7 protein-coding genes are annotated in these 7,814 nt (G+C 68.2%); 3 read left to right on the top strand and 4 right to left on the bottom strand.

The genetic code is table 11. The features are described 5' to 3' along the window. Positions 1-68: 68 nt before the first annotated feature. The 3 genes from ACFWBQ_RS38005 to coxB are packed head-to-tail and all read right to left on the bottom strand — an operon-like array spanning position 69 to position 3,165. Positions 69-467: a cytochrome c oxidase subunit 4 gene (locus ACFWBQ_RS38005; RefSeq protein WP_385508554.1), complete on the bottom strand. Its 399-nt coding sequence runs from the start codon at positions 465-467 to the stop codon at positions 69-71. Further along, positions 464-2,200, bottom strand: coding sequence for a cytochrome c oxidase subunit I (gene ctaD, locus ACFWBQ_RS38000; RefSeq protein ID WP_385508552.1), 1,737 nt, complete (start codon positions 2,198-2,200; stop codon positions 464-466). The genes ACFWBQ_RS38005 and ctaD overlap by 4 nt, the downstream gene beginning before the upstream one ends. Further along, positions 2,197-3,165 carry a cytochrome c oxidase subunit II gene (gene coxB, locus ACFWBQ_RS37995; RefSeq protein WP_385508548.1) on the bottom strand — a complete coding sequence of 323 codons (969 nt, stop codon included), beginning with the start codon at positions 3,163-3,165 and terminating at the stop codon, positions 2,197-2,199. The genes ctaD and coxB overlap by 4 nt, the downstream gene beginning before the upstream one ends. Positions 3,166-3,436: 271 nt before the next feature. On the opposite strand from coxB, the gene ACFWBQ_RS37990 reads away from it, so the two are divergent. Next, positions 3,437-4,819, top strand: a complete 1,383-nt coding sequence (locus ACFWBQ_RS37990; RefSeq protein WP_385508545.1) for a cysteine desulfurase/sulfurtransferase TusA family protein — start codon at positions 3,437-3,439, stop codon at positions 4,817-4,819. A 7-nt stretch (positions 4,820-4,826) separates the two neighbouring features. Here ACFWBQ_RS37990 and ACFWBQ_RS37985 read toward each other — a convergent pair whose 3' ends face one another. Then, positions 4,827-5,801: a carbohydrate kinase family protein gene (locus ACFWBQ_RS37985; RefSeq protein WP_385508543.1), complete on the bottom strand. Its 975-nt coding sequence runs from the start codon at positions 5,799-5,801 to the stop codon at positions 4,827-4,829. A gap of 160 nt (positions 5,802-5,961) precedes the next feature. Here ACFWBQ_RS37985 and ACFWBQ_RS37980 point away from each other — a divergent pair, with 160 nt between their 5' ends. Together ACFWBQ_RS37980 and ACFWBQ_RS37975 are read left to right on the top strand one after the other, a co-directional pair. Then, entirely contained in the window at positions 5,962-6,159 is a 198-nt protein-coding gene (locus ACFWBQ_RS37980; protein ID WP_385508541.1) for a hypothetical protein, read from the top strand. 140 nt (positions 6,160-6,299) lie between these two features. Further along, entirely contained in the window at positions 6,300-7,760 is a 1,461-nt protein-coding gene (locus ACFWBQ_RS37975; protein WP_385508538.1) for a hypothetical protein, read from the top strand. Positions 7,761-7,814 lie beyond the last annotated feature (54 nt).

Raw genomic sequence — 7,814 nt, 5'->3', positions numbered from 1 at the left:
GGCCCGCTCATTACTGAGCGGGCCGGGCCCCCGTAAGGGTGTAACGGGTCCTCAAGGACGGCGTGGTCTCACTGGGTGCGGTTCTCGCCGCGGTAGTACTCGAAGACCCAGCCGAAGAGGCCGATCAGCAGCAGCGGGGCCGAGAAGTAGGCCAGCCACCAGCCGAAGACGACGCCCAGGAAGAGGAAGGCGCCACCGATGGCCAGCGAGAGCGGCTGCCAGCTGTGCGGGGAGAAGAAGCCCACTTCGCCGGCTTCGTCCGCGACATCGGCTTCCTTGTTGTCCTGGGCCATCTTGTCGACCCTGTTGGCCGTGAAGGCCAGATAGAAGCCGATCATGATGGTCAGTCCGAAAGCCAGGACGAGCGCGGTGGTACCCACCGGCTCCTTGGACCAGACGCCGTACGTGATGGCCATGGCCAGCATGAAGACGCTCAGCCAGATGAACAGCTTGCCCTGGATCTTCACTTGCCGGCCTCCTTGCCGCCGACGAGGACCTTGTCACCCTCGGAGTGGTGATCCAGCAGCTCGAGCGCTGCGATCTCCGGGTGGTGCAGGTCGAACGCCGGGGATTCGGAACGGATGCGCGGCAGGCTCACGAAGTTGTGCCGCGGGGGCGGGCAGGACGTGGCCCATTCGAGTGAACGGCCGTAGCCCCACGGGTCGTCGACCTCGATCTTCTTGCCGTACTTGGCGGTCTTCCACACGTTGTAGAAGAACGGCAGCATCGACAGACCGAGCACGAACGAGGAGATCGTCGAGATCGTGTTCAGCGCGGTGAAGCCGTCCGCCGCGAGGTAGTCCGCGTAACGACGGGGCATGCCTTCCGCACCGAGCCAGTGCTGCACCAGGAACGTGCCGTGGAAGCCCACGAACAGCGTCCAGAAGGTCATCTTGCCGAGCCGCTCGTCCAGCATCTTGCCGGTGAACTTCGGCCACCAGAAATGGAATCCGGCGAACATCGCGAAGACCACGGTGCCGAAGACGACGTAGTGGAAGTGCGCCACCACGAAGTACGAGTCGGAGACGTGGAAGTCCAGGGGCGGCGAAGCCAGGATCACGCCGGTCAGACCACCGAAGGCGAAGGTGATCAGGAAGCCGACGGACCAGAGCATCGGTGTCTCGAAGGACAACGACCCCTTCCACATCGTGCCGATCCAGTTGAAGAACTTCACGCCGGTCGGTACCGCGATCAGGAACGTCATGAACGAGAAGAACGGCAGCAGCACACCGCCGGTGACGTACATGTGGTGTGCCCACACCGTCACCGAAAGGCCCGCGATGGAAATCGTCGCCGCGATGAGACCGATGTAACCGAACATCGGCTTCCGGCTGAACACCGGAATGATCTCGGAAACGATTCCGAAGAACGGCAGAGCGATGATGTACACCTCTGGATGGCCGAAGAACCAGAAGAGGTGTTGCCAGAGCAGTGCGCCGCCATTTGCCGCGTCGAAGACATGCGCACCGAATTTACGGTCCACCTCCAGCGCGAAGAGCGCGGCGGCCAGGACCGGGAAGGCCAGCAGGACCAGGACACCGGTCAGCAGGACGTTCCAGGTGAAGATCGGCATGCGGAACATCGTCATGCCGGGGGCACGCATGCAGATGATCGTGGTGATGAAGTTGACCGAGCCGAGGATCGTGCCGAAGCCGGAGAAGGCCAGACCCATGATCCACATATCGGCACCGATACCGGGCGAGCGGACCGCGTCCGACAGCGGGGCGTAGGCGAACCAGCCGAAGTCGGCCGCACCCTGCGGGGTGAGGAAGCCGGCCACCGCGATGATCGAGCCGAAGAGGTACAGCCAGTACGCGAACATGTTCAGCCGCGGGAACGCCACGTCGGGCGCGCCGATCTGCAGCGGCATGATCCAGTTCGCGAATCCGGCGAACAGCGGCGTCGCGAACATCAGCAGCATGATCGTGCCGTGCATCGTGAACGCCTGGTTGAACTGCTCGTTCGACATGATCTGCGTACCCGGCCGAGCCAGCTCGGCGCGCATGAAGAGCGCCAGCAGGCCACCGATGCAGAAGAAGGCGAACGACGTGATCAGGTACATCGTGCCGATCGTCTTGTGGTCAGTGGTGGTCAGCCACTTGACGACGACACTCCCCGGCTGCTTGCGCCGCACCGGCAGCTCGTCCTCGAACGAGTCGTCTGCTGTCGCGGCACCCTGGGATTCGTTGAGGATGCTCACAGTTTGTTCGTCTCCGCATTCCTGGCCGGGTCCGTCTGCTCGATGCCTGCCGGCACGTAGCCCGTCTGACCCTTCTCCGCCAGCTCCTTGAGGTGCTGCTGGTAACGCTCCGGAGAGACGATCTTGACGTTGAAGAGCATCCGGGAGTGGTCGACGCCGCAGAGCTCGGCGCACTTGCCCATGTAGGTGCCCTCCCTGTTCGGAGTCACCTCGAAGGAGTTCGTGTGGCCCGGGATGACGTCCTGCTTCATGAGGAACGGCACCACCCAGAAGGAGTGGATGACGTCACGCGAAGTCAGGATGAAACGGACCTTCTCACCCTTCGGCAGCCACAGGGTCGGACCCGGGTTGCCGTTCTGCGGGTTCCTCGTACCGGGGATGCCCACGTCGTAGACGCCGCCGGCGTCCGCGGGGAAGTCCTCGCGGTACTTGTTGGGGATGGCGTCGAGTTCCTTCGGGATCTCGCTGCCGGCGGAGGGCTGGCCCTCCACCTTCTCGATGTAGTTGAAGCCCCAGCTCCACTGGTAGCCGACCACGTTGATGGTGTGGGCGGGCTTCGGTGTGAGCTCGAGGAGCTTCGATTCATCGCGTGCGGTGAAGTAGAAGAACACCGAGACGATGATGAGGGGGACCACTGTGTACAACGCCTCGATGGGCATGTTGTACCTGGTCTGCTGAGGTACCTCCACCTTGGTCCGGCTACGCCGGTGGAAGATGACACTCCAGATGATCAGCCCCCAGACAAGGACACCCGTGGCGAGCGCTGCCGCCCACGAGCCCTGCCAGAGGGAGAGGATCCGAGGGGCCTCTTCCGTTACCGGGGTGGGCATACCGAGGCGGGGGAAATCCTCCCAGCTGTATGAACAACCGGAGGCCGTCGCCAGGACCAGGCCCGCAGTCAGCACCTGCGGCAGCTTCCGCCGCATCGGGCGCCGCGACAAGCGGTCGGAGCCGTTGGGACTCACGTAGCGCCTTCCCGAGAGTCTCGCCCGCACGGTCGGCGCGCCCGTCTCACTTGGTCGGTCGCCGGCCCTGACGCGGGCAGGGGTTTGGATGTTTATGCGGACCAAACCCTACTGGACGCTATTTGGGGTCGCGCGGGGAGGGTGCCCAACGCGCCGCCCGACTCCCCGAAGGGGTGGAATCCGGCCCTCCGGCGGCCATCTGACGCTCTCTCTCCCCGCTCGGACGGCAGCCCGCCCCCAGGTGGATCCCGGTGCGGGCTAGCGTGGCGGTGTGTCCTACTTCGATACCGCCTCCTCCGCTCCCCTGCATCCCGTCGCGCGCCAGGCACTGCTTGCCTCGCTGGACGAGGGCTGGGCCGATCCCGCCCGGCTGTACCGCGAGGGGCGGCGGGCCGGCCTGTTGCTGGACGCCGCCCGGGAGGCCGCGGCGGAGGCGGTCGGATGCCGGCCGGACGAGCTGGTCTTCACCTCTTCGGGGACCCGGGCAGTGCACTCCGGGGTGGCAGGGGCCCTTCACGGCCGTCGGCGTGTCGGCCGCCATCTGGTGGTCTCCGCCGTCGAACACTCCTCGGTGCTGCATGCGGCCGCGGCGCTGGAGGCGGCGGGTGGATCGTTCACCGAGGTGCCGGTGGACCGGGCCGGCGCGGTGGACCCCTCGGCGTACGGCCGGGCGCTGCGCGAGGACACCGCACTGGCCTGTCTGCAGTCCGCCAACCATGAGGTGGGAACCGTGCAGCCGGTGACCGAGACCGCCGAGATCTGCGCCGCCGCGGGCGTGCCCCTGCTGGTGGACGCCGCACAGTCGTTGGGATGGGGGCCGGTGCCCGGTGGCTGGTCGCTGCTGGCCGCCAGCGCCCACAAGTGGGGCGGACCCGCGGGGGTCGGCCTGCTGGCGGTCCGCAAGGGTGTCCGGTTCGCTCCCCAAGGCCCCGCCGACGAACGGGAGTCGGGCCGGGCCGCGGGCTTCGAGAACATTCCGGCGATCGTGGCCGCGGCGGCCTCACTGCGTGCGGTGCGCGCCGAGGCAGCGGCGGAGTCCGAGCGGCTGCGGGCCCTGGTGGACCGGATCCGCACCACGGTGGGCAGCGCGGTGCCCGATGTGGAGGTGGTCGGCGATCCGGTGCGGCGGCTGCCGCATCTGGTCACCTTCTCCTGTCTCTATGTCGATGGAGAGACTCTGCTGCACGAGCTGGACCGGGCTGAATTCTCTGTTTCATCCGGTTCGTCCTGCACGAGCAGCACTCTGACGCCCAGCCATGTCCTCAAGGCCATGGGGGTGCTCACGGAGGGAAACATCCGTGTGTCGCTCCCCGCCGGAACCACCGACGCGGAGGTGGACCGGTTTCTCGAGGTGCTTCCGGGCCTGGTGGCAGGGGTACGGGAGAAGCTCGGCGCTCCCGATGCGGCGGCCCCCTCCCCCGCCCCGCATGCCTCGCTCGTCGTCGACGCGCTGGGTAAGCGCTGCCCGATTCCGGTGATCGAGCTCGCAAAGGTGATCGGAGAGGTACCCGTGGGCGGCACGGTGACGGTTCTCGCCGACGACGAGGCAGCCCGTCTCGACATCCCGGCCTGGTGCGCGATGCGCGAGCAGGAGTACGTGGGTGAGGAGCCGGCGGACCGGGGCTCGGCCTTCGTGGTCCGCCGGCTCCTGTGAACCCGTCCTAGGAGAGGTGCGCCCGGACCTCGGTGGCGGCCTCGTCGCCGTACGCCTTGGTGAAGCGGTCCATGAAGTGGGTGCGCCGCAGGGTGTACTCCTGGGTGCCGACCGTCTCGATGACCAGGGTCGCGAGCATGCAGCCGACCTGCGCGGCACGCTCCAGGCCCACACCCCACGCCAGGCCGGAGAGGAAACCGGCCCGGAAGGCGTCGCCGACGCCGGTGGGGTCGGCCTTCCGCTCCTCCTCCGCGCAGCCGACCTCGATCGGGTCCTGGCCGGCCCGCTCGATGCGGACGCCGCGGGCGCCGAGGGTGGTGACGCGGTGGCCGACCCTGGAGAGGATCTCCCCGTCGCTCCAGCCGGTCTTGGACTCGATGAGCCCCTTCTCGTACTCGTTGGAGAAGAGGTACGTGGCGCCGTCGAGGAGGATCCGGATCTCTTCGCCGTCCATCCGGGCGATCTGCTGGGAGAAGTCCGCAGCGAACGGGATTCCGCGGGAGCGGCACTCCTCGGTGTGGCGCAGCATCGCCTCGGGGTCGTCGGCGCCGATGGAGACGAGGTCGAGGCCGCCGACCCGGTCGGCGACGTTCTTCAGCTCGATCAGCCGGGCCTCGCTCATGGCGCCCGTGTAGAAGGAGCCGATCTGGTTGTGGTCGGCGTCCGTCGTACAGACGAAGCGGGCCGTGTGCAGGACCTCGGAGATCCTGACCGAGCCGGTGTCGACGCCGTGCCGGTCGAGCCAGGCGCGGTATTCGTCGAAGTCGGCCCCGGCGGCGCCGACCAGGATCGGCCCGGTACCGAGCAGGCCCATGCCGAACGCGATGTTGGCGCCGACACCGCCGCGGCGCACGTCGAGGTTGTCGACGAGGAAGGAGAGCGAGACCGTGTGCAGCTGTTCCGCGACGAGCTGGTCGGCGAAACGGCCGGGGAAGGTCATGAGGTGGTCGGTGGCGATGGAGCCGGTGACTGCAATGCGCACGGGGAGGCTGCTCCTGCGGAAGGCGAAGGGAACGCGCGAGCGCGCCCTCCGGGACGGCATGACAGTTCACGCTACCCGGTAACGCCACCGGACCCGAAGGGGGAAAACTACCCGATAGTAGGTCTTACTACCTGAGCTCCACCATGCGTACGGTGCGGATATGTCGAACAACATCGTTCCGCGTGAGTCCGAGATGAGCCTGGCCGAGCTGCGAGGTGACTGCGCACGGATGGCGCCACACTGGGTCGTACCCGCGAAGACTGCCCCGAAGCCGGTGACACCGTCCTTGATTCACGGGGTCACGGTGCCGCCGTCCTCGGCCCGGCTGATCGACGCCATGTCCGAGTACGGGGACTGACCGGGGGCGCCTTCCGGTAGGGGCGGCTCCCCCGCGCACCGCGGGGGAACCGCACGCTCCCCTGCTCCGTCCCACCGGTGTCCCCACTCGGGGGACAGGCGTTGAGCCAGTGGCGACCATGCAGTCGAAGGAGCGATCCGGTGAGCACCGAGCAACCCGAGAATGACGTGACCGGCCCCCGGCGGCGTTCACCGCTCGCGGTGGCCTCGGTGGCGGCAGCTGTGCTGATCGCCGGAGGCGGCGGCGCGTACTGGGCCTCGACCGCTGCGGGCGACGGCGGCGGGGATGCGAGCAGCCCTGCAGCCGGTGACGGCTCACCGCCCCTGCTTTCGCTGGACATGTCGGCGGACAGCCCGTCGGCGCCCCCGCAGGGCATCGCACCGGGTGAGCCGGATCCCCATGGCAGCGGGGTTGTCTACCGCGCCTCGGGAGAGCTGCCCGACGGCCCGGACACGGCCGCCGTCCACCGCGCGAAGGGCACGGTGACCGCGGCCGAGGTGGCACGCCTGGCGAAGGCCCTCGGGGTGCAGGGAACACCGCGTACCGAAGGCACTGTCTGGAAGGTGGGCAGTGACGGGGACGGGTCGGGACCGATTCTGCGGGTGATCAAGCAGGCTCCGGGCACCTGGACCTTCGCCCGGTACGGCTCCGGTGGCCCGGACGCGTGCGAGTCGGTAACGGTCTGCTCGAAGGACGCGGCACCGGGGACCGGCTCACCGGTGAGCGAGAAGGCGGCCAAGGCGGCAGCGGTTCCGGTGCTCAAGGCCGTGGGGCAGGACGATGCCGCACTCGACGCGCGCCAGCTGATGGGCTCCGTACGGGTGGTGAACGCCGACCCTGTGGTCGACGGGCTGCCGACCTACGGCTGGTCCACCGGGATCCAGGTGGGCGCCGGGGGTGAGATCGTCGGTGGCAGCGGGCAGGTGAAGGGCCTGGAGAAGGGCGATACCTACCCGGTGATCAGTGCGGACGAGGCGCTGAAGCAGCTCAACGCGGAAAGCCGGCGGACCGCGAAGCCGTCTGTCGGCGACTGCGCGACTCCCGTACCGCTGGAGGTCGACCCGTCCTCACCGAAGACCGGCTGCGCTTCGCGGAGCGGGGCGCCGGTGACCACCACCGTGACAGTCGAGAAGGCCGTCCTGGGACTTGCGGCGCAGTACGTGGACGGGGAGCAGACGCTCGTCCCCTCGTGGCTCTTCTCCGTACGGCCCGACGGGGGTGGCCCCGGGAGCACCGTCACCCGGGTCGCCGTCGACCCGGACTACCTGGCGAAGGAGAGCACGCAGCCGGCTCCGGAGCCCACGAAGGACCCGGGGACGGACCCGGGTGACGCGACCGCAGGCGGGCGGCAGATCATCTCGTACAGCGCCGACGGCCGGACGCTGGAGGTGACGTTCTGGGGCGGCGTCTGCAGCACGTACACGGCACACGCCAAGGAGAGCGGTTCGGCGGTGCGGGTCACCGTCACCGAGTCGCAGCCGGAGCCCGGGAAGGCCTGCATCATGATCGCCAAGGAACTGACCCGGACGGTGACACTGGACGCACCGCTGGACGGCCGGAAGGTGCTCGACGCGTCGGGCTCGGCTGTGCCGCGCGCCTGAAGCCACACTCACCGCGTACGACAGCGGCGGCGCTCCGGGAAATCCCGGAGCGCC

It is taken from the genome of Streptomyces sp. NPDC060035 (assembly GCF_042736635.1).
GTDB lineage: Bacteria > Actinomycetota > Actinomycetes > Streptomycetales > Streptomycetaceae > Streptomyces.
The sequence above is the reverse complement of the archived record's forward strand: the minus strand, read 5'-3'. Positions and strand labels throughout refer to the sequence as shown.